General features: G+C 55.9%; 19 protein-coding genes. 8 read left to right on the top strand and 11 right to left on the bottom strand.

The window, feature by feature from the left end; all coding sequences use genetic code 11:
- The first annotated feature begins 173 nt into the window (after positions 1 to 173).
- Together BSK21_RS02305 and BSK21_RS02300 are read left to right on the top strand one after the other, a co-directional pair.
- Complete coding sequence (locus BSK21_RS02305; RefSeq protein WP_067550126.1) at positions 174 to 1,733, top strand: 2-isopropylmalate synthase; 1,560 nt, start codon at positions 174 to 176, stop codon at positions 1,731 to 1,733.
- A gap of 45 nt (positions 1,734 to 1,778) precedes the next feature.
- Positions 1,779 to 2,630 carry an MBL fold metallo-hydrolase gene (locus BSK21_RS02300; RefSeq protein ID WP_067550128.1) on the top strand — a complete coding sequence of 284 codons (852 nt, stop codon included), beginning with the start codon at positions 1,779 to 1,781 and terminating at the stop codon, positions 2,628 to 2,630.
- Positions 2,631 to 2,667: 37 nt separating this feature from the next.
- On the opposite strand, the gene BSK21_RS02295 is transcribed toward BSK21_RS02300, so the two are convergent.
- The 3 genes from BSK21_RS02295 to BSK21_RS02285 all read right to left on the bottom strand — a co-directional run bounded on the left by BSK21_RS02295 (position 2,668) and on the right by BSK21_RS02285 (position 6,117).
- Positions 2,668 to 4,038, bottom strand: coding sequence for an aspartate aminotransferase family protein (locus BSK21_RS02295; RefSeq protein ID WP_067550130.1), 1,371 nt, complete (start codon positions 4,036 to 4,038; stop codon positions 2,668 to 2,670).
- A gap of 13 nt (positions 4,039 to 4,051) precedes the next feature.
- Positions 4,052 to 5,527 (bottom strand): NAD-dependent succinate-semialdehyde dehydrogenase, encoded by a 1,476-nt coding sequence (locus BSK21_RS02290; RefSeq protein WP_067550132.1) that lies wholly within the window; start codon positions 5,525 to 5,527, stop codon positions 4,052 to 4,054.
- Between the two features lie 113 nt (positions 5,528 to 5,640).
- Positions 5,641 to 6,117, bottom strand: coding sequence for an Lrp/AsnC family transcriptional regulator (locus tag BSK21_RS02285; RefSeq protein WP_067550556.1), 477 nt, complete (start codon positions 6,115 to 6,117; stop codon positions 5,641 to 5,643).
- A 71-nt stretch (positions 6,118 to 6,188) separates the two neighbouring features.
- Between BSK21_RS02285 and argE the strand changes: the two genes are divergently transcribed.
- Positions 6,189 to 7,355: an acetylornithine deacetylase gene (argE, locus tag BSK21_RS02280; protein WP_067550134.1), complete on the top strand. Its 1,167-nt coding sequence runs from the start codon at positions 6,189 to 6,191 to the stop codon at positions 7,353 to 7,355.
- Positions 7,356 to 7,418: 63 nt separating this feature from the next.
- Complete coding sequence (locus BSK21_RS02275) at positions 7,419 to 8,297, top strand: hypothetical protein (RefSeq protein WP_067550136.1); 879 nt, start codon at positions 7,419 to 7,421, stop codon at positions 8,295 to 8,297.
- A 17-nt stretch (positions 8,298 to 8,314) separates the two neighbouring features.
- Here BSK21_RS02275 and flgG read toward each other — a convergent pair whose 3' ends face one another.
- From flgG to flgB, 6 genes are all read right to left on the bottom strand, one after another.
- Complete coding sequence (flgG, locus tag BSK21_RS02270) at positions 8,315 to 9,082, bottom strand: flagellar basal-body rod protein FlgG (protein ID WP_067550138.1); 768 nt, start codon at positions 9,080 to 9,082, stop codon at positions 8,315 to 8,317.
- A 72-nt stretch (positions 9,083 to 9,154) separates the two neighbouring features.
- A complete protein-coding gene (locus BSK21_RS02265) occupies positions 9,155 to 9,913 on the bottom strand; it encodes a flagellar basal body rod protein FlgF (protein WP_067550140.1) in 759 nt (252 codons plus the stop codon).
- A 21-nt stretch (positions 9,914 to 9,934) separates the two neighbouring features.
- Positions 9,935 to 11,212 carry a flagellar hook protein FlgE gene (locus BSK21_RS02260; RefSeq protein ID WP_067550142.1) on the bottom strand — a complete coding sequence of 426 codons (1,278 nt, stop codon included), beginning with the start codon at positions 11,210 to 11,212 and terminating at the stop codon, positions 9,935 to 9,937.
- Positions 11,213 to 11,238: 26 nt separating this feature from the next.
- A complete protein-coding gene (locus tag BSK21_RS02255) occupies positions 11,239 to 11,910 on the bottom strand; it encodes a flagellar hook assembly protein FlgD (RefSeq protein ID WP_067550144.1) in 672 nt (223 codons plus the stop codon).
- 15 nt (positions 11,911 to 11,925) lie between these two features.
- Complete coding sequence (gene flgC / locus BSK21_RS02250) at positions 11,926 to 12,345, bottom strand: flagellar basal body rod protein FlgC (protein ID WP_067550146.1); 420 nt, start codon at positions 12,343 to 12,345, stop codon at positions 11,926 to 11,928.
- Complete coding sequence (gene flgB, locus BSK21_RS02245; protein ID WP_067550148.1) at positions 12,345 to 12,737, bottom strand: flagellar basal body rod protein FlgB; 393 nt, start codon at positions 12,735 to 12,737, stop codon at positions 12,345 to 12,347. Before flgB ends, flgC begins: the two co-directional genes overlap by 1 nt.
- 86 nt (positions 12,738 to 12,823) lie before the next feature.
- Between flgB and BSK21_RS02240 the strand changes: the two genes are divergently transcribed.
- The gene (locus BSK21_RS02240; protein WP_067550150.1) at positions 12,824 to 13,666 is read left to right on the top strand and encodes a hypothetical protein; all 843 of its coding nucleotides are present in this window, start codon (positions 12,824 to 12,826) and stop codon (positions 13,664 to 13,666) included.
- Between the two features lie 53 nt (positions 13,667 to 13,719).
- On the opposite strand, the gene BSK21_RS02235 is transcribed toward BSK21_RS02240, so the two are convergent.
- The gene (locus BSK21_RS02235; protein WP_067550152.1) at positions 13,720 to 14,322 is read right to left on the bottom strand and encodes a response regulator transcription factor; all 603 of its coding nucleotides are present in this window, start codon (positions 14,320 to 14,322) and stop codon (positions 13,720 to 13,722) included.
- A 328-nt stretch (positions 14,323 to 14,650) separates the two neighbouring features.
- On the opposite strand from BSK21_RS02235, the gene BSK21_RS02230 reads away from it, so the two are divergent.
- The 3 genes from BSK21_RS02230 to BSK21_RS02220 all read left to right on the top strand — a co-directional run bounded on the left by BSK21_RS02230 (position 14,651) and on the right by BSK21_RS02220 (position 19,254).
- A complete protein-coding gene (locus BSK21_RS02230) occupies positions 14,651 to 15,172 on the top strand; it encodes an oxidoreductase (protein ID WP_067550154.1) in 522 nt (173 codons plus the stop codon).
- Between the two features lie 37 nt (positions 15,173 to 15,209).
- Positions 15,210 to 17,774 (top strand): ATP-binding protein, encoded by a 2,565-nt coding sequence (locus tag BSK21_RS02225; RefSeq protein WP_067550156.1) that lies wholly within the window; start codon positions 15,210 to 15,212, stop codon positions 17,772 to 17,774.
- 109 nt (positions 17,775 to 17,883) lie between these two features.
- On the top strand, positions 17,884 to 19,254 hold the full coding sequence (locus tag BSK21_RS02220) for an aspartate aminotransferase family protein (RefSeq protein WP_067550158.1): 1,371 nt from the start codon (positions 17,884 to 17,886) through the stop codon (positions 19,252 to 19,254).
- Here the strand turns inward: BSK21_RS02220 and BSK21_RS02215 are convergent, their stop codons facing one another.
- Entirely contained in the window at positions 19,255 to 20,496 is a 1,242-nt protein-coding gene (locus tag BSK21_RS02215; protein ID WP_067550160.1) for an Hsp70 family protein, read from the bottom strand. It abuts the gene before it with no gap.
- Positions 20,497 to 20,561: the final 65 nt, after the last annotated feature.

Below are 20,561 nucleotides of genomic sequence, written 5' to 3'. Positions count from 1 at the left end.
TCCCGCCCCATGACGCGCTTGGATCATATCACCCAGACTGCCCGCATTTGCGGTGCGTCGTCCTCGTGCGCCCTTCTACTCCTTAGCAGCCTCTGAGCGTGCCTTCCGGCGCGACCGCTCAGGGGTGTCTTAGCGTCGGGACAAAAAGCTAAGGACAGACAAGGAATTATGACATGACCAAAGACCGCGTGTTGATTTTCGACACAACCCTGCGTGACGGCGAACAGTCGCCCGGCGCCACCATGACCCACGAAGAGAAGCTCGAAATCGCAGAGCTGCTCGACGATATGGGTGTCGATATTATCGAAGCTGGCTTCCCCATCGCCTCCGAAGGTGACTTCCGCGCCGTTTCCGAAATCGCTCAGCGTTCGAAGAATGCAACGATTTGCGGTCTGGCACGCGCGAACTTTAAAGACATCGATCGCTGCGCTGAAGCGATCAAACATGCGGGCTCGGGCCGTATTCACACGTTCATCGGCACCTCGCCGTTGCACCGTGCGATCCCGAACCTGACCATGGATGAGATGGCGGATAAAATCCACGAAACGGTCAGCCATGCGCGCAACCTCTGTGACAACGTTCAGTGGTCGCCGATGGATGCAACCCGCACCGAGTGGGATTACCTCTGCCGCGTGATCGAAATTGCGATCAAAGCGGGGGCGACCACAATCAACATCCCTGACACCGTGGGCTACACCGCCCCGATGGAAAGTGCGGACTTGATCAAACGCTTGATCGAAACCGTTCCGGGTGCGGATGACGTTATCTTTGCGACGCACTGCCACAACGACCTCGGCATGGCGACGGCCAACGCGCTGGCTGCTGTGGCTGGTGGTGCACGTCAGATCGAATGTACCGTCAACGGTCTGGGCGAACGCGCAGGGAACACCGCATTGGAAGAAGTCGTCATGGCGCTCAAAGTGCGCAACGACATTATGCCTTATACCACTGGCGTTGATACCACGAAGATCATGAACATCTCGCGTCGCGTGGCGACCGCGTCGGGCTTCCCTGTGCAGTTCAACAAAGCGATCGTTGGTAAGAACGCCTTTGCGCATGAATCCGGCATCCACCAAGACGGTATGCTGAAGAACAAAGAGACGTTCGAGATTATGCGCCCAGAGGACGTAGGTTTGGCGGGCACATCATTGCCGCTGGGCAAACACTCTGGTCGTGCAGCACTGCGGGCGAAACTGGAAACGCTCGGCTTTGATATGGCCGACAACCAGTTGAACGACCTGTTCGTACGGTTCAAAGACCTCGCGGACCGCAAGAAGGAAGTCTACGACGACGATATCGTGGCTCTGATCCGTCAGAACGACACGGTCGAGGACCACATCAAGTTCAAATCGCTCCGTGTTGTTTGTGGCACCGAGGGTCCGCAGACCGCTGACCTGACCCTGCTGGTCGGTGGCGAAGAAAAATCGGTTCACGCGACGGGCGACGGCCCTGTTGATGCGACGTTTAACGCGGTTAAGGCGATTTTCCCGCATGGTGGCCGTTTGGACCTGTATCAAGTGCACGCTGTGACCAAAGGGACGGACGCGCAGGCTACCGTTTCGGTCAAACTCGAAGAGGACGGCCGCATTGCGACGGGTCAGTCGGCAGATACGGACACCGTGGTTGCATCGGCCAAGGCCTATATCAACGCGATCAACCGTTTGATCGTGCGGCGCGAAAAATCCGCACCGGGTGATGACATTAAGAACGTGAACTACAAGGACACGATCTAAGGACATCGGGCGGCTTTCGGGCCGCCCTTTTCATAAGGGCATAGCATGGACAACTGCGTCACTCTCGTGGGCACAAAAGGCGGACCTGCGATCAGACCTGGAACGCCGATGCCGACCTCGATCCTTGTTCGGCTGGCGGGTCAAGTGATCCTCGTTGATGCGGGCCTTGGTGTGTCGCGTGCTGTTTGTGATGCGGGCGTCGCGCTGACCGACCTCGACGCGATTATCGTGACGCATATGCATTCCGACCATTATCTAGAGTTGGGACCGTTGATGCACACCGCGTGGACCGCTGGACTGAAGCGTGTCGTGCCGATCTACGGCCCCGCAGGTTTGACCGCCTATTGGCAAGGCTTCCTTGCTTCGATGGAGGCCGATATTTCCTTGCGTATCGCGGATGAGGGTCGCCCGGCGTTGGAGCCTCTGGCCGATATTCGACTGTTAGATGCAGGCCAATTTACCATCGGTAGCGTGACAATCGACGCGATCCGCAATGAGCATCCACCCCTGATCGACAGCTTTGCGCTGCGCCTAACGGGTAATGGGAAATCCGCGACGCTTTCGGGTGATACGGCACCAATCGACGCGATGATCGACTTTGCCAAGGATACCGACCTCCTCGTTCATGAGGCGATGTTAAGCGCGGGTATTGATGCCCTGTGCGAACGTGTTGGAAATGGGGATGACCGCCTAAGGGTTCACCTCGAACGGTCACATTCCCCCGCGGGTGAGGTGGCTAAAATCGCATCGGCGGCAGGGGTGAAGCAGCTCGCCCTGAACCACCTGATCCCGAGCGACGACCCCGATTTCACCTTGAAGGATTGGCACGCAGAAATCGCACCGCATTACAGCGGACCGCTGTTTGTCGGGACCGACGGGATGATGATCCCGCTTTGACGAAAAGGGCCGCAGCGAACTGCGGCCCGTTGTCATCTTAACCGAGGACTTCTTTGATCGAGTCGACGGTGGCAGCGACGATGGTGTCCGCCTCGTCTTTGGTCAGGCAGAACGGCGGCGCGTAGCCGAGGATATCACCTTGGGGCATAGCACGCGCGATCACACCACGAGACGCCATCGCAGCTGACAGCGACGGGCCGATTTTCTGCGACGGATCGTAGAAGGTGCGGCTGTCGCGGTCTGCTACAAACTCTACCGCGCAGAGCATCCCTTCGCCGCGCACCTCACCAACATTCGGGTGATCCGCGACGGCGGCTTTCATCTGGGCGTTCAGATAAGCGCCCATTTCGCCGGCGTTTTGAACCAGGTTCAATTCATCCAGCAGTTTGAGGTTCGCGACACCTGCAGCAGCACCAATCGGGTGGGCAGAATAGGTCCAGCCGTGGCCGATCGGGCCGTTTTCGTCGGTGCCCTGCTCGAGCACTTTCCACATACGATCCGAGACGATCGAACCAGACAACGGCGCGTAGGCAGAGGTCAGGCCTTTGGCGATGGTGATCAGGTCAGGTTTCAGGTCGTAGTGATGCGACCCGAACATTGACCCCAAACGACCAAAGCCCGTGACTACCTCGTCCGCAATGAGCAGAATGTCGTGTTTTTCCAGAACCGCCTGAATAGCAGCCCAATAACCAGCGGGCGGCGGAACGATGCCACCTGTGCCCATGACAGGTTCGCCGATAAAGGCCGCGATGGTGTCTGCGCCTTCGCGTTCGATCAGCGCTTCGAGTTCTGCAGCGCAATGTGCAGTGAACTGCTCCTCGGTCATATTGGCGTCGGGACGGCGGAAGTAATACGGCGCCTCGGTATGAATGACTTGTTCGAGCGGAAGGTCGAATTTCGCATGGAACAGACCAAGGCCCGTCAACGACCCCGTCATCAGGCCGGACCCGTGATAACCGCGCCACCGCGAGATGATCTTTTTCTTTTCGGGGCGACCAAGGATGTTGTTGTAATACCAAACGAGCTTGATGTTCGTCTCGTTTGCATCCGACCCCGAAAGGCCAAAGTAGACTTTCGACATGTGATCGGGCGCGCGGTCGAGAACCATTTTCGACAGGGTAACCGATGCCTCAGTGCCGTGGCCGACATAGGCATGGTAATAAGCCAATTCACGGGCTTGGTCGGCGATCGCTTCGGCGATGTCCTGACGACCGTAGCCAACGTTCACGCAGTAGAGGCCCGCAAACGCGTCGAGAAGTTTTTTGCCATCGCGGTCTTCGATATGGCAGCCGCTCGCGGTTTTAATAATGCGGGTCGGGGTTTCGCCACGGGCGTGTTGAGCCAGATGGGTCGAGGGGTGGAAAAAGTTCTCGCGGTCCCATTGGGCCAGTTGGTCGTTCGTTAGCATTGGTCGTCCTTTCTTATGCCCAGTCGCGGCAAACGTATTTAATTTCTGTGAATTCTTCCATGCCAAGGCGCGATCCTTCGCGGCCCAGTCCAGATTGCTTTGTTCCCCCAAACGGAATTGGCGCCCCTGTAACTTTGGTCCGATTTACAGCGACCATTCCAAATTGAAGCGCTCTGCTGAGCCGATAAATCCGGCGGGGGTCTTGAACGTGAACATACGCAACGAGGCCGTACTCGGTGGCATTTGCACGCGCGACTACCTCTGCCTCTGTGTCAAACGGCGTGATTGCCGCAACAGGCCCGAAAGTTTCGTCGCGCATAATTGCCGCTGTATCAGGCACGTCGGTCAGCACGGTTGGCGCATAGAACAAGGGGCCGAGCGGCAGGCGCTCCCCACCGCAGGCAAGTGTTGCGCCTTGTGCGATTGCATCAGCAACCTGTTCTTCTTGTTTACGGACCGCGTTTTCGTTCATCAGTGGTCCGATGTCTGGATCGTCTAGACCAACGCCAACAGTCAGTGCCTTTGTCGCCGAAATGAAACGGTTGCAGAACTCGGTGTAGATCGACCGCTCCACATATATCCGGTTCGCACCAAGACAGTCTTGGCCTGACGTTGCAAATTTGGCCTTTATTGTCTCAGCGACTGCGCGATCAAGGTCTGCGTCGTCAAAAACGATCACCGGCGCGTGTCCGCCCAGTTCCATCACTAACCGCTTCATTGTGTCGGCAGATTGACGATAAAGCAATTTTCCAACCGCGGTTGAGCCTGTGAACGACAAGGCTCGGACGCGGTTATCCTCAGTCCACGGCTTCACAATGGTCGGTGCGTCCCCTGTTACGACATTGAACACACCAGCAGGGAAGCCTGCGCGCTCAGCCAGTTCCGCAAGCGCTAGGGCGCTAAATGGTGTTTCCGCTGATGGGTGCGCCACAACTGTACACCCCGCCGCCAATGCCGCGGCAGCCTTACGGGTCAGCATTGCCGAGGGAAAATTCCACGGGGTGATGAGTGCCGCAACACCAACTGGTTCGCGCCAAAGCTCTACCTCCGCGTCGGCGAGATGGCTGGTGACGCCTTCGATGTTCGGGCGTTTGGTTTCTTCGGCGTAAAATTCGACAAAGGCCGCGCCATATTCGATTTCACCACGCGCCTCAGACAAGGGTTTGCCTTGTTCGCACACCATAATTCGCGCGAGATCGTCCTTATGCTCAAGCTGAAGTTCGAACCACCGCCGCAAAATCGCAGAACGTTGTTGAGGCAATAAACCGGCCCAGGCTGGAAATACTGATTGAGCGGCATCCACTGCGGCAGACGATTGCTCTGCATTTAGGCGCGCCACATCACCAATGACGCAACCATTTGCAGGGTCCGTCACAGGGAAGGTCGTTCCATCAAGGGCCGCGCACCATTTCCCATTGATATAAGAAAATGAGCGGATCAGCGCTTTGTCAGTGATGTCAGATCTGGCTGAGAGTGCAGAAATTGTCATGAGGCGTCCCCTTGTGTTCCAGAGGATCGTGCCTGTTCATCACAGAATAGGTGGCTGAAGTTCAAACCCAATGCAGAAGAATTGGCTGCAAATCAAGGCAAGATCAGACCGAATTAGTCCCCCAGCAAAGCGGCAAGTGGCGGCGCGCCGGCACCTTTGACAGGTTTGGTCACGATATAAGTAAAGTACCGCGACAAACCGATTTTCGCATCGAGCATTGTGTCGATAAGCCTTTGGTAGGCGTCAATGTCTTTGGTCACGATCTGCAAAATATAGTCGAACCCGCCGCCCAACGCCCAGCATGCGACGACCTCATCGTAGCGGTTCATTGCGTCTTCAAAGGCGCGAAAGCGCGCAGCCGTATGATCCCCAAGTTCTGCAGCGACAAATACAGTCACATGCGGAGCGATCTTTCGCAGATTGAACCGCGCCCCATAGCCGTCTATCAGCCCCGCCTTTTCCAGTTTCTTCAAACGGTCCCAGCAGGGCGTCGGGGTCAGGCCGACCTTTTCTGCCAACGCCGCCTTAGTGATCCTGCCATCGGTGGCAAGGATGCGCAGTATGGCAATGTCGCGGTCGTCCAGCTTTATCATTCGAGCCTCGGCGAAAATGTGTCGTTTTCCTTCTACCGCATCACGAAAGGTTCTGCCATGGTCGCGGCATGACTGATTTGCACACCACCCGCGCCATCCTTTCGAACCTCATCGCATTCGACACGACCTCGATCCTGCCGAACCGCCATTGCATCGACTACCTCGCGGCCAAGCTTGAGGATGCGGGCGCGAGGGTTGAGATATTTGGGGATGAAACTGGCAAAAAGGCGAACCTCTGGGCGACAATCGGACCCGAAGGGGACGGCGGGATCGTTCTATCTGGTCACACCGATGTGGTGCCCGTTGCCGATCAGGATTGGACAAGTGATCCGTTTGAATTGGTTGAACGGGACGGGAAACTTTTTGGACGTGGCACCTGCGACATGAAGGCGTTTATCGCCGCCGCTGTCGCCATGGCGCCTGAGTTTGCGAAACACGCCACCGCCCGCCCTGTCCATTTCGCCTTTACCTATGACGAGGAAACTGGCTGCCTTGGCGGTCAGGCCTTGGTCGAAGTTTTGCGCGAACGCGGCCTGCGCCCGTCTATCGGGATCGTCGGGGAGCCGACCGAAATGCGGATCATCGAAGGTCACAAAGGGTGCTACGAATACACAACGCATTTTCACGGCTCGGAAGGACATGGCTCTGCGCCCGACCTTGGCGTGAATGCTGTTGAATATGCGGTACGGTTCATTTCGAAACTTCTAGAATTGAAGGACGCCCTGAAGTCCAAGGCGCCCGAGGACAGCCGTTTTGACCCACCGTGGACCACGATCAACACAGGCAGCCTTATCGGTGGCGTCGCCCATAATGTCATTCCGGGCAAGGCAACCGTGCAATGGGAAATGCGGCCTGTGCAGGTGTCGGACGCGGACTTTGTTAAGGGCGAGCTGGCGACCCATGTCGAGCATCTGAACCAACAGATGAAGGCCGTGCATCCTGATGCTGGCGTGCACACTCACACGATTGCCGAAGTGGTCGGGCTAGAGCCCATGACAGAGAACGCGGCGCGTGATCTGATCACTGAACTGACGGGGGCGAACGGCTGCGATGTGGTGCCATTTGGGACAGAAGCGGGGCTGTTCCAGTCGATCGGGATGGATGTCGTGGTCTGCGGACCCGGTTCGATCGCACAGGCGCATAAGCCCGACGAATACATCAGCCTCGACCAATTGGATCAATGCATCACCATGCTGAAACGACTTTGTTCCAGACTTTCGACGCCGCGCCCCTAAACTCTGCTAAGTTTGCTTCGTTTTAGTGTCGACCTCTCACTTTTTGATGGAAGACGAGCAGACATGCAGACCAAGACTGATACGGCAAAGTCGCCGTCCCCGGCCCCGAACGTACCGACCCGCTTTTATACCACGGGCGATTTTGTCGATCTGATCAACGCGCTTCGCGAATTCGATCCGGGTGCGGCATCGCACACGCTGGTCGGTTTGCTGCGCATGGCGAGTGAAAACACCGCGACGCCTGTTGAACAGACCGCGCTGCGCATTGCTGGTTTGGGGGATATCCAATCCAAAAACTTTGTTTTGACGGATGCGGCCAAAGACCTGCTCTATGATTTCTCGACGGGTGACTATTCGGGCAATGTGCGCCCAGGTCGCTACCGTGAAAACGTGGCCGCGAAAGAAGAGGAAGCGGAAGAGACCGATTACCTCAAGACCGACGCACCCGAACCTGTTGCACGCCTGAACATCGGTGGCACCAACTATGTGATCGGCGAGCTTGCTGCTCTCGACATGCTGGCGTTCCGTCTGGAAAGCGGTGGCGAGTGGCATCACCTAAGCAACACCGTCGAAGATGGCTGGTCCTCTATCGCGGCTGAAATCATCGCAGCGACCCGTGACACCACGCGCGAATACATTCGCATGCACATGATCCACCGTCGCAACGTAAACGTCGGCGACAACATCCGCCTGTTCGACCTTTATGGATTTGAGTGGTTCATTCGCATCGACGACCAAGGCTGCTTTACCCGCGTAGAAGGCCGTAACTGGGAGCCTGTGAACATCGACGGCCTAGATATCGAAGAGGACCTCGGGAAAATCGCGGTCAACGCAATTATGGTCGCGGTGCCAGATGCACGCGAGTACTTCAAAGATGACGTTGATCAATGGGCACGTCGCATTGCGGCTGGCGCAATGGTCATGCCAGCGTTCAACATGTGAGAATGGCCGAGGGCGCGTTAATCGCCCTCTTCTGCCGCAGAGATCGATTTGGAGTTGATTTCATAGGCCCGCTGGGTCTCGATCATGTCGACGAGTTCTTGAACCACGTTGACGTTCGACGTTTCGAGCATCCCTTGGGTCAACTGCCCCAGACCTTCGGCTTGGGGTGTCGCCACGATGGGGGCACCGCTCGCGAGCGTTTCAACAAAGAAGTTCTCGCCGATCGGCTCTAGACCGCGCGGATTCGGGAAATTGCCCAATGTGATCTGACCAATTTCTTGGTTCTGGGTGTCACCAGGCATCACCACACTGACGATACCGTCCGCCGAAATGTTGATCTGGTTCGCCCCTTGGGGAATCTGGATTTCAGGCTGAATAACGTAGCCGCTCGCCGTGGTGAGCGTGCCCTCTTGGTTCATCGAAAATGTCCCGTCGCGCGTGTATCCGATGCGGCCATCAGGCAGCAGAACCTGAAAGAAACCCTGCCCGTTGATGGCAACGTCGAGGGCGTTACCCGTATCAGACAGCGCACCTTGGGTATGAAGTTTGTCAGTGCTGACAACACGAACACCAGTACCGATGGCCAGAGCCGAGGTCAGGTTTGTGTTTTCCGACGTTTGGTCACCGCCGGGGCGCGACACTTGATACAGAAGGGATTCAAAGTTTGCGCGGTCGCGCTTGAAGCCCGTCGTATTAACGTTGGCAAGGTTGTTCGAAATGACCTGAAGCCGCGTCTGTTGGGCGTTTAAACCCGTCTTCGCGACGTGCATTGCATTGGTAGACATCTGGGCTCCTCTCGGTGGCTCACTTACCCTAAATGGTGCAAGCGCCGTGCCAGATGTCAGTGCAAAGAAATGTTATGCGGGGGCCCGCATAATTTCAGTGCCCGCCTCGTCCAATTCCTTGGCCGTATTGATCATGCGCATGTTCCTTTCAAAGCTGCGCTGAATGGTGATTGACGAAATCAATTCTTCGGTCGCGTTCACGTTTGCACCTTCAAGAACGCCCTGACGAACAGAAGCCATCTGGTTCGGCTGGGGCAAAGTCCCATCAAGGTTACGGATCAGGCCATCTAATCCTTTGACCATTGTTGTGTTCGGGTCAGGCACCACGGTGCCGATCGTCGCGATTTCGACAATCTCGCCAGGAGCGCCATCAATTGGTTCGATCACGATCTGACCGACCTCGGTGATTTGCATGGTCCGATATGGCGGCAAAGTGATTGGCGACATGTTGGTGTCGAGCACCATTTCGCCACCGCCGTTCACCAGTTGCCCCGCACTGTCCGTCCGCAAGTCGCCGCGACGAGTAAGACCGACCTCACCGTTGCCTTCTTTCACGAAGAAGTAACCTTCTTCCATGATCGCGACGTCGAACGGATCGCCTGTTTGATCCATAAAGCCAACTTCGCTCGCAAAGCTACCAAACTCAGTTTCTGAGGCAAACATACGTGCCTCAAAGCTCTGATCGTCGCGCAGCACATAAGAATTGGCTTGGGCAGGAAGATCGCGCCGGTAGCCCGGCACGTTCATGTTCGCGAGGTTTTGCGCCGAAATGGCCTGCAGATCCTTAACGGTCTGCATAGAGTTCATAAGGGTGTGAACCATACGATCCATAACGGCGTCTCCTTAGGTCAATTAGCTGCGGATTTGCAGGATGGTCTGCATCAGCGAGGATGACGTCTCCATCGCTTTTGCGTTCGCCTGATAGTTCCGTTGTGCCGAAATCAGGTTCACCAGTTCTTCGGTCAGGTCGACGTTCGAACGTTCGAGCATGCCCGACTGAAGACGCCCAAACCCAGATTCACCTGCCGCCGAAAAGTTCGGGCGACCCGAGTCAGAGGTTTCTTCAAAGCTGGTGTTCCCGCCCTGACGCAGACCCTGCGGGTTTGCGAAGTCAGCCAATGCAATTCGGCCAAGCGCAAGACGCGCCTGCGAACCGTAGCTGCCCCAGATCACACCGCCAGCGTCAACTTCGAGGCTGGAAAGACCGATTTCACGGACGCCGTTTTCTTGAACGCTCGCGACCGAGAACGGCAGATCGCGAAGACGCGAACCATCGGTGTTTACGGTGTAGTCAACACCGGCAAGCGCGAAGGTCAGTGGGGTCGTCGCATCAATTTCACCAGCTTCGTCAAAGACCATAGTTGCGGGTGTCGTCGCGCCGGTCGACGGGTATTCGCTACCGTCCACGAACATATGCATCTCGTATTCAGTGGTCGGATCGGTTGCGTCAGGGGATTTCGAACGAACGAAATAGGCGCGTGCCTCAATCGTCTGACCACTTTCGTCCATCATGGGGATCGGGGTTGAGAAGGCATAGGTCGTTGGATCGGTGCTGTCGAACGCAGCCGTCGAGGGAACCGCTGCCTGTTGACCCAACATATCTTCACCACGAGGCATGTTCACAGCGAGATTGATTTCGGTCGTGCGAGCGACTTCACCAAAGCTCAATGGGATAGAAACGGGGCTGAGCGATTGCGCAGACATCTCAAGGATGCTGCCGTCATCCGCTACGGGGTATGCCAGCAGTGCTCGACCCGAGCTATCTGCGACCAGACCATCCGCATCAATCGAGAACGCGCCGTTACGGGTGTAGTTAATGTCGACCACCTCATCACGGTCCGACAATTGCGGCGATACAGCAAAGAAGCCCGCGCCTTGGATCGCGATGTCGAGTGTCTGACCCGTGGCAACAAAGTTACCCTGACCAAACTGTGTCGATACGCGGGACAGGTGGGTACCAGAACCCGTCACGGTACGGAACGCGTTCATCGGAGCAGAGTAGTAGTCATCCGAAAATTCAGCGCGGCTTTTGCGGAACGCGTTAGTGCCCGCGTTCGAGATGTTGTGCGATGTGGTGGCGATGTCCGATTGTGCTGCCATCAGGCCGGACAGGGCGGTGGTCATACTCATGTTTCAAGAACCTCCGATTATTGGGATTAACGGAACGCTGTGACTTCGGTCGTATCGAGGGCTCCGTAATCCTCGACGAGAAGAGTGATTGTGTCGCTCGACGGTCCGCCCAGAGCAGAGTCGACGCGCGCAAAGACCGAGGCAGGAACGCTGATCGTTCCGTTTTCGGTTTCGGCCATAATGGACACGCGGACCTGCCCGTTGACGGCCTGAATGGCGGCTGGAACCTCGTCCCAGCCGAATTCGATCATGCCACCGACCTGTGCGCCCAGCTCTTGGACATGGATCGGTTGGTTGGTGTTGGGATCGGTGTAGGTGACGGTCATCGACGACACGTTCGACGACAATTCAGCCATCCCGTGAATTTCGCCCTGATCATCGACCCGCGCCATGTTGCCGGGGACCAGAACAGAGTGCCCGAGCAGGCTAGCGGCAGTCGACACGCGGTTCCCACCGAGCATATCACCGAGCGATGTGACCGATGCGTTCACACGGTCGATGCCTTCAACTGTCGAGAACTGCGCCATCTGTGAAATGAATTCAGTGTTGTCCATCGGGGACAGCGGGTCTTGGTTCTGAAGCTGGGTGGTCAGCAGAACTAGGAATTCTTGTTGGCCCAACGAATTGGCCTGTTTGTCGGTTGTGACCTGACCCAAGTTGCCAGTGTAGAACGGGTTCGACCCATCAATCGTCGTCATATCGTCGGCCCTTCCTTATTTGCCCATCGCGACAGTGCGCGACATGAGCGTCCGCATGGTCGACACCGCCTCGAGGGTGTTTTGATACTCGCGGCTGGCTTCCATCATCTCGACCATCTCTTCTTCGACGTTGACGGTTGAGGCGTAGACAAAGCCATTGGCGTCAGCCAACGGGTGATCCGGTAGGAATTTGGACTCGGGTTCACGGTCGAGTTGGACCACATCCACAGCGCGCGAGGTCGCCAAGGTGCCCAGATCGCCAATCCGACCGGAATATTCTGTCTCAAACACTGGCCGCATCGCGCGGTAGGCTTCTTCTGGTGAAGACGCGACAGACCCAGCGTTCGCGATGTTCGACGCCAAGGTGTTCATCCGCACCATCTGCGCAGACATCGCCGTTTTGCCGAGGTCAAAAATGTTGCTAGGACCGCTCATCATTCACCTCTAATCACAGTCATAAGTCCGGAAATCCGACGGTTCAGAAGCTCTAGGCTGGTTTGGTAGCGAACCGTGTTTTCCGCGAATTCCATCTGTTCCAGCGCCATATCGACTGTGTTCCCGTCCATCGACGGCATCACAGCCACGCGGTATCCGTTTTCGCCCGCAGGCCCAGTGGTCGGCATCGCCATGTGTTGCGACGACGAGGTCCGTAACGGCGCGCCCAATTGGGTTTGGCGCGATAGTTCTGCTTCAAAATCAAAGTCTCTAGCTTTGAATCCTGGCACGGACGCGTTGGCGATGTTGGATGCCAAAACGTTGTTCCGCTGTCCGCGCAAAGCCAATGCTTGCGCGTGGATACCTAAACCTTCTCTCAATCCTGTCGTCATAGTTGCTATCCGGTTCTCGGGCGGCGACCGCCAATCAGACCGGAAACTGCAAGGGCTGTGCCAACTGCCCAAAGCCGGAGCAGCGCATGTCGAAACAAAATCTCCTTCCGCGATCAAACGCCGCAAAAAAAGCAGTCCGCGCGATCATGCGCAAAGTCTCGACTGAGCCAAATAGCCCAGACATTGCGCGGCTGAACGAACTCTACGACCGAGCGAGCGACCGTGAAACGCGACGTTTGCTGCGGGCCGTACGTATGCAAATTTTGACGGCTGAGCCGTCTAAACCCGCCAAATTCATCCCGAAAAAACTACCAAAACCCGAGCCAGTGATCGAAGAGCCGATTGAGACAGCCGAAGTCGCTGAGGAAGCTCCGCCAGCGAAGACCAAACCCAAGAAGGCATCTTCCATGATGTCGTTGGATCTGTCGGACGCTACAATGCTTCTGCAATTTGGTGGTAACGACGCTGTCGAAGAGCAAGAAGAGGACCAGAGCGAAGCAGATAGCAGTGACGCAAATGGCATTTCGTTAGATGGCGCCGTAGACGCCCCAACGGACGAACAGGTTCTGGGGGAAGTCGTCTCCGCCCTCGCCGAAGACGAGAGCGACGCGCTTGATGCGTCCAATTTTACATCGCTCGCACCAGCAACCCCGAACACCTTTTCGGCGTCGGAACTCGTGTTCCCATCCGACGAAAGCGGCACAAGTCAGTCCGACGTTGACTGGGACCCTTTTGCAGACGCCGATGAAACGGAGCCATCTGAAACCGCATTTGTCGAAGAGGCCGATGTCAACGAACTCGAAGCAGAGGCACCCAAACCAGTCAAAGCGAAAAAAGGCGTTCCCACCACCGACCTCTCAGCTCTAAGCGGCGGCAGTGCTCTCTTTGATCAGTTAGGCGGCAGCTTCGGCGACGACATGGACGATTAAAAAAGGCGGCCCTCTCGGACCGCCCTTTTATGCCGTGAGTGGCGTTTAAAGTCTTAGACGAGGTTACGATCGCGTGCGATCATTGCAGCCTGCGTACGGTTCCGCGCATCGAGCTTGCGGCTTAGTGTTTTGACGTGGAGTTTCACGGTCACTTCCTGAAGGTCGAGGTCGCGAGCGATCTCTTTGTTAGATTTACCCTCGCAAATGCCACGCAGAACGTCAGTTTCGCGTTTGGTCAGCAGACCGTCACCCGCAGCCGGAGCTTCTTGCATGAAGCCGAACGGCGCGTAGGTTTCACCAGCCGCCATAAAGCGGATCGCGGTTACCATCGATTTCGAAGCAAGCGTTTTCGGAACAAACCCTGCCGCACCGGCCTTCAGAGCGGCGTCAGCAACATCGCGGGTCGCGGTGCCCGACAGGATCGCAACAGGACGACCATCGTTCGACGCACGCATTTTGGTCAAACCTTCGAGGCCATTCATCCCAGGCATGTTGTAGTCAAGGAGAACCACATCAAAGCTGCCGGTTTCTTCTGTGATCTTCACAGCCTCATCCAATGACGCAGCCGTCTTAACTTCAACGACCCCTTCAGCCATCAAAAAGGCCGCAACAGTCTCTCGAACCAGATCATGGTCGTCTGCGATAAGTACCCGCATGGTTTGCTCCGTCAATTTTGTGGAGTATCCGCCCTGTGCTAAGGGAGTTGTCCCACCTAATTTCGCGCCTTTAACGACGCCTTGTACATTTTGATTATACATCATTTCACCATTCAACCCGAAGAAATCAAACTTCGCTACTAAGGAATGGTTACCGCACAACCAGACGATGTCGTATACTTGCGTACGTATACTTTAACGTTCTCACGGCAACATAATATATACTTTAGCATACACCAATACCCCTATACTTGAATGCAACATACTTCAAAAGGTGCAATCTCAGAGTCCAACGATACCAATCCACCCAGAGGAGATTCGAAAGCAAATGGAACAGTCGTTAGTAAAACTAGGAAAAATTGTAGCAACCATTTGTTTTGTATCATTTTCAACCACCTCCTCTGCTGCAGATTTGGCGCAACCAAAAAGTGAAATTATCCTGACGGTCTCTGGTGGAATCGCCTCGACAAACGCCGATGACACGGCAGTTTTTGATCTCGACATGATCAAAGAGCTCGGCACGACATCGATCGAGACGACAACAATTTGGACTGACGGCGTTCAATCTTTCGTTGGCGTCCCACTGACTGCTCTACTTGAAGCTGTTGAAGCCGAAGGAACTGTCATCAAGGCGACTGCAGTTAACGATTATGCAATCGAAATCCCGCTTGATGATCCAACCAGCACGGCTGCGCTGATCGCATACGAAAATAACGGTTCTGTGATGACACTTCGTGACAAGGGGCCCCTCTGGATTGTATATCCCTACGACGAGGCACCTCAATTTCAGACCGAAGTCGTATATTCGCGCAGTATTTGGCAACTAGATCGTATCGAAATAACGGAGTGATCCGTTAGTTCATTAGTAACTAAAACACGGATGGGTCGTGACGGCTCAAGGCAACAAACAACAGCCCCTAAGATGGGCCCGCTTTGGCATACTTGGTGTGGTTCTCTTGGTGTGCTTTGGCGCGATTGCCATCCTCGGCTTTGAGGTGAACCGTAAGATCAAGGAACAAGCGACCGCGAGTTCGGACAACGTGCAATGGGTCCTGTCCCAGTTGGAAGTTGAATATCTTAGCTTCGACGCTGCAATCACCGAAGCGCAACTAGATGGCGACGTAAGGGACGTTCGGCGACGGTTCGATATCCTTTACAGCCGCGTGGCGACATTCCGTACAGGCCAAGCCTATGAAACGCTGAGGGGCGAACTGTCGTTTGCGAACCTCCTTGCGGGACTAAACGCAGCCATCGACGACATGATCCCACTAATTGATGGGCCGGACGAAGAACTACGCGCTCAGTTGCCGGAACTATCGGACCAAGTCGAAATCGTCGGGACTGCCGTTCGCCAAATCGCATTGATCGGCATCGATTATTTTGCTGGCGTTTCAGACCGAAGCCGGTCTGAGGTTTGGCTCACCTTGATGCGCGTCGCGGCGCTGACGATGGCGCTCGTCATGGCACTTGTGATCCTCGCGATCGTTCTCTTCCAGCTGTACCGCGTTGCCCAACGAAATGCCGAAGTGACACGAACGACATCCGCTCGCCTCGAAGCCATGGTGTCGTCAACCCTCGACGCTGTCATTGTAATCGATGAGGCGGGGTTGATCGTCGAGTATAACGGCGCTGCGGAATACATATTTGGCTACAGCAGGACCGAGGCCATCGGGTCACCGATGGTCGATATGATCGTTCCTCTGAAATACCGCAAAGCGCACCTTGAGGGCATGAAACGCCACCTTCGCGACGGCAGCACTCATGTGGTTGGCCGTGGGCGCATCCAGATGGAAGCCCTGCGCAAAAACGGTGAGCTGTTCCCCTGCGAATTCTCGATCGCACGTGCGCCAGCATCGAACCGCATTTTGTTCGTGTCATTCCTTCGTGACAACTCCGCTCAGGTCGCCGCAGAGCAAGAACTGCTTAAAGCACGTGACGAGGCTTTAGCGGGGGAACGGACCAAAGCTGAATTTATGGCCGTCATGAGCCACGAAATGCGCACCCCACTCAACGGGATGCTTGGGACGATGGAGCTGCTCGCTGAAACCGACCTCAACCCGCGTCAGCGCGATTACCTGCGGATCATCGAAACCTCTGGTCGGTTGCTCTTGCACCACGTCAATGACGTGCTGGACATCGCGCGACTAGATGCGGGTCGGACGGGTTCTGAGAAGCGGCCGTTTAATTTGTCTGTCCTCGTAAGCGAAGTAGCCGACGGTCAGCGCAGCCTTGCACATGCGAACCACACGGAACTCGAAATCGATCTCGAAACGCTCGGTAATCCTACAGTTCTGGGCGACCAACAACGATTGCGGCAAGTGCTGCTGAACCTCGTATCAAACGCGATCAAGTTCACTCGTGACGGCGTCGTTCGAATTGAGGCCGAAAAGCTGGGCGATAGTGATATGGTCGAATTCCGCATTATCGACAGCGGGATCGGCATCAACGAAGACGATCTTGATCGGATCTTTGATGACTTTGTGACGCTCGACACGACCTACGCGCGTGAATATGGCGGCACGGGCCTTGGGCTCGGGATTGCGAAACGTCTGATTGAATCTCTCGATGGCGCCATCGGCGCAGAGAGCGAACTGGGCGACGGCAGCCTGTTTTGGTTCCGCCTACCTCTGCCAATCCTGTCCAAAGGTTCCGCCGAAACCGTCGAAGTCGAAACAAAACCCGCGCCGCGCCCAAAGCCAGAACAATCGCTCCAAATTCTTGTGGTCGAAGACAACCAAATCAACCAGTTGGTAGTCGAAGAGATGTTGCGCAAAGAAGGTCACACCGTGACCCTCACCAACGACGGTCAAGAGGGCGTCGCAGCTGCGAATTTGCGTCATTACGATGTCATCTTGATGGATATTTCGATGCCGCGCATGGACGGCGTCGCGGCGACCCTTGCCATTCGCAACGGTGACGGACGTTGCCGCGATACACGTATTGTTGCGCTAACCGCAAACGCACTGCCCGACGATATCGAACGGTTCAAAGACTCAGGCATGAACGACGTTTTGGTCAAACCAATTTCGCGTGCAAAGCTCGCCAAGGCTCTGAGCATCAAAGGTCCTGAAACTATCGTATCTGCAGCCGCTCGCGCACTGCCCGCCCTTCTAGATACCGAGGCCGTGCGTGGCCTTTTGAGCGACCTTGGCGCCGAAAGATCGTCGAAACTGCTGAACGCGTTCCTGACCGAAACCGATAGCTTGGTGGACATGTTCACGACCTCACCTGACAGCGACGACAACATCCTGATCGGCGACATTCACAAACTGGCTGGTTCGGCGTCTCTCTTTGGCACGCTGCAATTCAGTGATTTGCTGCGCGAGCTCGAAGTGTTGGGAAAATCGGGCCGCGCCGACGAAATGCGTGCTAAGCTATCCGACCTACCGCAATGTTGGTCTATGACCCGCAATGCTCTAGAGGAAATCGCCTCAGAAAACGTCTCGCAATAAGTCGATTGTCCTTTTCGTACAGGTTGACGAAAGCCAAAATCCAGCGCACCCTCCGATCAATATGATCAAATTATCGGGAGCCTTTGCGGTCCCGTCTTCGGAGGTTTCCATGTCTCAATATCATAACGACCCTGCTTCGGTCATCGAATCTGACCGCGCGCATGTGTGGCACCATCTTGCGCAACACAAACCCTTTGAAACGATCGATCCGCAGATCATCGTCGAAGGCAAAGGGATGCGCGTTTGGGACATCACTGGCAAAGAACACCTTGACGCGGTGTCAGGCGGCGTATGGACCGTAAACGTCGGCTATGGCCGTACAGAAATCGCTGATGCCGTCCGCGATCAGCTGGTAAAAATGTGCTACTTCGCTGGTGCAAAGGGGACCATTCCAGGCGCAGAATTCGCGCAGCGCTTGATCGAAAAGATGCCAGGCCTCGACCGTGTCTACTATGCGAACTCTGGATCCGAGGCGAACGAGAAAGCCTTTAAAATGGTTCGTCAGATTTCGCACAAACACTACGGCGGTAAGAAACACAAAATCCTCTACCGCGACCGCGATTACCATGGCACCACGATTGCCTGCCTTTCCGCAGGTGGTCAGCAGGAACGCAACGCGCAGTATGGCCCGTTCGCACCTGGCTTTGTTGAGGTTCCACATTGCCTCGAATACCGTGCTGACCAGCCGGGCGAGGGTTATGGCGAACGCGCAGCGCAAGCGATTGAAGACGTGATCCTGCGCGAAGGTCCAGATACCATTGGCGCACTTTGCCTAGAGCCGATTACCGCTGGTGGCGGCATCATCGTGCCTCCGCAAGGGTATTGGGAACGCGTTCAGGAAATCTGTAAAAAATACGATATCCTACTGCACATCGACGAGGTGGTGTGTGGCCTTGGTCGCACGGGGACTTGGTTCGGTTATCAGCAGTTCGGAATCAAACCTGATATCGTCACGATGGCCAAAGGCGTTGCATCTGGCTATGCGGCAATTTCTTGCTGTGTCACTACAAACGAAGTCTTTGAGAAATTCAAAGATGCCGACGACCCGCTCGGCTATTTCCGCGATATTTCAACCTTCGGCGGCTGCACGGCTGGCCCGGTTGCAGCGCTCGAAAACATGCGCATCATCGAAGAGGAAAACCTCTGCGAGAACTCTGCAGCGATGGGCAACCGTCTGCACCAGAACCTGCTCGACCTGATGAACAAACACGAATGCATCGGCGAAGTCCGCGGCATGGGCCTGTTCCAAGGTGCCGAGCTGGTCAAAAGCCGTGAAACCCGCGAACCAATGGACGAAAAACGTGTGATGGCGGTCGTTGCAGACTGTCTGAAAAACGGCGTGATTATCGGGGCGTCTAACCGCTCCATGCCCGGCTTCAACAACACACTCCTGTTCGCACCCGCACTGATCGCGACTGCGGACGATATCGACCAGATCACCGATGCGGTCGATCAGGCTCTGACACGTGTGATGGCTTAATCAACCAACCGAAGCGAGCGCCAAACCGTCGACAACAGCGGTGAAGGCCTCGTTTCGGTTGATACGCGCCATTGGACAGGCGGCGCGGGCCTCGGATTGAACAAGGTTCATGAGGCTCGACCCGCCGACCAATACCACAGATGTGATTTTATCTGGCGTGAGGCCTGCACCGAAAATCGTCGCATAGATCGCCTCGCGCAACTGCATCTGAAATTCGGACAGCGCGTCGCCCATCGACCCTGCCGAAATCGGGACATTCAGGCCCTTTTCAACAGAGCCCAGATCAATTTTCGCCGATCGTTCGCCCGAGTTTGCAGCGATCTTTCCCGCCTCGACCGCAAAGGCGATTTCGTGACCCAACTGGTCTTCGATCACGGCATGAAGTCGATCCATCGCGTCGCTATCAACCGCGTGACGCTGCATATCTTCGATTAGACGAAGCGTTTCGCTAGCATAGAGAAACGGGATCTTGGCCCAAGTAGAGAGATCGACGTAGAGCGATTTGGGTACGGGCAGTAGACCTTCGCCAAAGGTGCGCCGCAACTCTCCGCCATATCCGAAATAGGGCATCGCGTGGGCCATGGAAATCGCGTGGTCAAAATCGGTGCCACCAAGTCTGATGCCGTGGCTGTGCAGAATATCCAACCGATCATCATCGCTCTGGAACACGGAAAAGTCGGATGTGCCACCGCCGATGTCTACGATCAGCCCCGTTTGCCCAACCCCACCAAAGGCGCGACTAGCCCAAGCGGCGGCCTCTGGTTCGAACATGAACTCAACGTCGGTAAAGCCCGCCGCATGATAGCAGGCCCGTAGGTCATCCTCGGCCTTTTGATCGCGTTCCACATCGGCAGAGTGGAACCGGACGGGACGTCCAGACAAAACGCGCGAGCAGGTCTGACCGATCTGCGCCTCAGCACGGGTTTTCACCTCAACCAAGAACGCAGTCACAATGTCGGCCAGCGTGCGTCTCTGCCCACCAATCGGGCGTTGTTCGTGAAACAGCGATGTGCCGAGGACAGATTTGAGCGCACGCATATAGCGCCCTTCATCACCCGCAATCAGAGCCTCAGCCGCAGCGGCGCCGATCACCATTTCACCACGGTCAGCAGGAAAGAACACCGCAGTCGGCAAGGTGTCCGCGCCATCCTCGATCGGAAGTCGACGCAAGACGCCATTTTCAACAATGGCGACGGCGGAATTCGAAGTTCCAAAGTCGATAGCGAGAGTGGGAGCGGTCATAGGATATTCCAACGTCATCAAAGTCTGCGGAGCTACCCAAAATCGCACCACGCGGCAAGTAGGTT

Origin of the sequence: Marivivens sp. JLT3646, assembly GCF_001908835.1 — a bacterium.
Classification (GTDB): domain Bacteria; phylum Pseudomonadota; class Alphaproteobacteria; order Rhodobacterales; family Rhodobacteraceae; genus Marivivens; species Marivivens geojensis.
Note: the sequence above shows the minus strand (reverse complement) of the source record. Positions and strands in the feature narration are given on the sequence as shown.

Excerpts from the sequence above, each read along its gene's own strand:
- BSK21_RS02305 (WP_067550126.1), top strand. The coding sequence starts at position 174 with ATGACCAAAGACCGCGTGTTGATTTTCGACACAACCCTGCGTGACGGC.
- BSK21_RS02300 (WP_067550128.1), top strand. The coding sequence starts at position 1,779 with ATGGACAACTGCGTCACTCTCGTGGGCACAAAAGGCGGACCTGCGATC.
- BSK21_RS02295 (WP_067550130.1), bottom strand. The coding sequence starts at position 4,038 with ATGCTAACGAACGACCAACTGGCCCAATGGGACCGCGAGAACTTTTTC.
- BSK21_RS02290 (WP_067550132.1), bottom strand. The coding sequence starts at position 5,527 with ATGACAATTTCTGCACTCTCAGCCAGATCTGACATCACTGACAAAGCG.
- argE (WP_067550134.1), top strand. The coding sequence starts at position 6,189 with ATGACTGATTTGCACACCACCCGCGCCATCCTTTCGAACCTCATCGCA.
- BSK21_RS02275 (WP_067550136.1), top strand. The coding sequence starts at position 7,419 with ATGCAGACCAAGACTGATACGGCAAAGTCGCCGTCCCCGGCCCCGAAC.
- flgG (WP_067550138.1), bottom strand. The coding sequence starts at position 9,082 with ATGTCTACCAATGCAATGCACGTCGCGAAGACGGGTTTAAACGCCCAA.
- BSK21_RS02265 (WP_067550140.1), bottom strand. The coding sequence starts at position 9,913 with ATGGATCGTATGGTTCACACCCTTATGAACTCTATGCAGACCGTTAAG.
- BSK21_RS02260 (WP_067550142.1), bottom strand. The coding sequence starts at position 11,212 with ATGAGTATGACCACCGCCCTGTCCGGCCTGATGGCAGCACAATCGGAC.
- BSK21_RS02255 (WP_067550144.1), bottom strand. The coding sequence starts at position 11,910 with ATGACGACGATTGATGGGTCGAACCCGTTCTACACTGGCAACTTGGGT.
- flgC (WP_067550146.1), bottom strand. The coding sequence starts at position 12,345 with ATGAGCGGTCCTAGCAACATTTTTGACCTCGGCAAAACGGCGATGTCT.
- flgB (WP_067550148.1), bottom strand. The coding sequence starts at position 12,737 with ATGACGACAGGATTGAGAGAAGGTTTAGGTATCCACGCGCAAGCATTG.
- BSK21_RS02240 (WP_067550150.1), top strand. The coding sequence starts at position 12,824 with ATGTCGAAACAAAATCTCCTTCCGCGATCAAACGCCGCAAAAAAAGCA.
- BSK21_RS02235 (WP_067550152.1), bottom strand. The coding sequence starts at position 14,322 with ATGCGGGTACTTATCGCAGACGACCATGATCTGGTTCGAGAGACTGTT.
- BSK21_RS02230 (WP_067550154.1), top strand. The coding sequence starts at position 14,651 with ATGGAACAGTCGTTAGTAAAACTAGGAAAAATTGTAGCAACCATTTGT.
- BSK21_RS02220 (WP_067550158.1), top strand. The coding sequence starts at position 17,884 with ATGTCTCAATATCATAACGACCCTGCTTCGGTCATCGAATCTGACCGC.
- BSK21_RS02215 (WP_067550160.1), bottom strand. The coding sequence starts at position 20,496 with ATGACCGCTCCCACTCTCGCTATCGACTTTGGAACTTCGAATTCCGCC.